The following is a 2,427-nucleotide window of genomic DNA, read 5'->3' as shown; positions in this document are numbered from 1 at the left end:
GGCTCTGGTGCAAACTTTGGCTTCCGGTAGGCTACCGACCTTTGTGATGTGAAGGCTGAACGTGGCAAAGAAGTTCCAGAGCATGGATGAGCTGTTCAAAGGTCGGCACTTTGAGCGCGAGATCATCGTGTTGTGCGTTCGCTGGTACCTGCGCTTCAAGCTGAGCTTTCGTGACCTGGTGGAGATGATGGCTGAGCGTGGCTTGGTCTTGGCCCACACAACGGTCATGCGCTGGGTCCAGCGGTTCGTACCGGAGTTCGAGAAGCGCTGGAATCGATTCGCTCGCAAGGCCGGTCGATCATGGCGCGTCGACGAAACCTACGTGAAGATCCGCGGCMAATGGACCTACCTCTACCGAGCCGTCGATCGAGAAGGAAAGACGGTCGACTTCCGGCTGAGCGCCAATCGCGATGTCAAGGCGGCCAAGGCGTTCTTTCGCAGGGCGCTGGAGACGCAAGGCCGAGCTCCGGTGAGCGTCACGCTGGATGGCTATGCCGCCTCGCACCGCGCGGTGCGAGAGTTGCCCGCGCAGAGCTCACGATGGAAAGACACGCGGCTGCGATCGTCGAAGTACCTCAACAACATGATCGAGCAAGACCATCGGGGCGTGAAGTCACGCATCAACCCGATGCTGGGGTTCAAGGTCTTCGACCGTGCTGCGGTGACGATCGCCGGCGTCGAGCTGCTGCACCGAGTTCGCAAGGGTCAGTTCAATCTCGGTCGGCTGCATGTTCGGGGCCAAGCTGCGCCCGCGATCTGGAATGCCGTGCTTTCGGCATAACCTGCGCGGCCCTCTGGAGACGTCGCTCGGCTACCCCCAAACTTTGCACCAGAGCCGTCTTCTGCACGCGTGCGCGCAAGGCGGCGTCGTCCATGCGCGCGATCTCCTGCCCCGTCGGATTGCCCGCGACCGGCAGGTGAAGCAGGGCGCACAGGTGCTGCGTCACGAGCTCGCTGTCGCCGCTCACGATCTTCACGGCCACGCCGCTCTTCGCCAGTGCGGCCAGCGCGGCGCCCGCGCCGGGCTTGGGCGGATCGATGAATGCGGCAAAGCCGGCGAACACGAGTTCGCTCTCGTCGCGCACGACGACGTGCCCTTCGATTTCGAGCGCCGGCGCGTGTCCGTGCTGATCATGCTGATCCTGGCGTCGGTCAAGGTCCCCGTCTTGTCGGTGCACAGCACACGTCCATGGCGCCGAGGTTCTGGATCGCCGCGAGGCGCTTGACGATCACTCGCCGCTCGGCCAACCGGATCGCGCCGCGCGAAAGCGTCACGGAGACGACGATCGGGAGCAATTCGGGCGTCAGGCCGACGGCAAGCGCAACGGCGAAATGGAACGAGTCGAGCAGCGGGCGATGCAGGATCAGGTTGACCAGCGTCACGAAAAGCACCAGCAGCAGCGTCGCCCGCATGAGCAACATGCCGAAGCCGTGCATGCCGACCTCGAAGGCGTTGGGCGGCGGTTCGGCCTGGATGCTGTGCGCTACCTCCCCAAGGGGCGGTGGCGGCGCCCGTGACCATGACACGGACACGTGCGCTGCCGCTGACCATGGTGCTGCCCATGAAGACTGCGTTGAGGGCCTGCTGGAGTTCCGTCGCGCCGCGCTCGACCGTGCCCGGGTGCTTTTCCACCGGGTAGGACTCGCCGGTGAGCGGACCCTGATTGACGAAGAAGTCGCGTGCCTCAAGCACCCTGCCGTCGGCCGGCACGCGGTCGCCGGCGGCCAGCAGGACCAGATCGCCCGGTACCAGCGTGGCGACGGGAATCTCCTGTTCGAGGCCGTCCCGGATGACGCGCGCGCGAAGCGCCACCGACTCGCGCAGCTTTTCAGCGGCGCGAGCGGCTGCTTCTGGGTCGCCTCGAAGCTGTTCGGCCCGATCCGGTCGAGCGCGTCGCGGGCCTGCGGTGCCGACAGCCCCTGCGTGTCGAGAGGTGCGACATCAAGCCACCAGGGTGCAGTCGTCGAGGCCATCATGGCAAGCAAGACTAGGCGAGGCGGCAGTCGCCTGGTTTGACGCCGCGCAAGGGCGGGGGGTCGAAAGGGCGCTAACTTGGGGCGCACATTCGTTCATTGCAAGACGGAGCCCCTCATGCGGACACCCAAGACCATCCTTCTTCATCTCGACAGTTCCGCGCGCACCGCGGCGCGAGTCACGGTCGCGCGGCAGGTCGCCGAGGCCTTCGAGGCCGAAGTGACCGGCCAGCCGTGCACCATGTCGGCGCTGCTGCGCTATCCCTACGCACTGGAGGGCGCGGCGGAAGCCGTGGCGATCATGCGGTCGCTCGACCGCGAGTCGCGCGACAAGGCGCATGCGACCTTCATGAGCGCCGCAGGAGGATCGCCCCGCCTGCGCTGGTCCGAGCCGATGAGCGACGCGCCCTGGGGCATTGCCCGCCGCGCCCTCTATGCCGACCTGCTGATCCT

General features: G+C 66.0%; 3 protein-coding genes and 2 pseudogenes. 2 read left to right on the top strand and 3 right to left on the bottom strand.

Annotated features, from left to right (window positions below; all coding sequences use genetic code 11):
- The first annotated feature begins 82 nt into the window (after positions 1 to 82).
- Positions 83 to 781 carry an IS6 family transposase gene (locus AC1DY5_RS51415; protein ID WP_478121978.1) on the top strand — a complete coding sequence of 233 codons (699 nt, stop codon included), beginning with the start codon at positions 83 to 85 and terminating at the stop codon, positions 779 to 781.
- Here AC1DY5_RS51415 and AC1DY5_RS51410 read toward each other — a convergent pair.
- The 3 genes and pseudogenes from AC1DY5_RS51410 to AC1DY5_RS51400 form a co-directional block, all read right to left on the bottom strand.
- Positions 711 to 1,085 (bottom strand): hypothetical protein, encoded by a 375-nt coding sequence (locus tag AC1DY5_RS51410; RefSeq protein WP_478121980.1) that lies wholly within the window; start codon positions 1,083 to 1,085, stop codon positions 711 to 713. The two genes, AC1DY5_RS51415 and AC1DY5_RS51410, sit on opposite strands and share 71 nt — an antisense overlap.
- 67 nt (positions 1,086 to 1,152) lie before the next feature.
- On the bottom strand, positions 1,153 to 1,437 hold the full coding sequence (locus AC1DY5_RS51405; RefSeq protein WP_478121979.1) for a hypothetical protein: 285 nt from the start codon (positions 1,435 to 1,437) through the stop codon (positions 1,153 to 1,155).
- Between the two features lie 124 nt (positions 1,438 to 1,561).
- Positions 1,562 to 1,813, bottom strand: a pseudogene (locus AC1DY5_RS51400) (P-type ATPase actuator domain-containing protein); the annotation flags it as partial.
- A gap of 279 nt (positions 1,814 to 2,092) precedes the next feature.
- Here AC1DY5_RS51400 and AC1DY5_RS51395 point away from each other — a divergent pair.
- A pseudogene (locus tag AC1DY5_RS51395) lies at positions 2,093 to 2,427 on the top strand (universal stress protein); the annotation flags it as partial.

This window comes from Variovorax sp. P4_D9, assembly GCF_056401695.1.
Note: the sequence above shows the minus strand (reverse complement) of the source record. Positions and strands in the feature narration are given on the sequence as shown.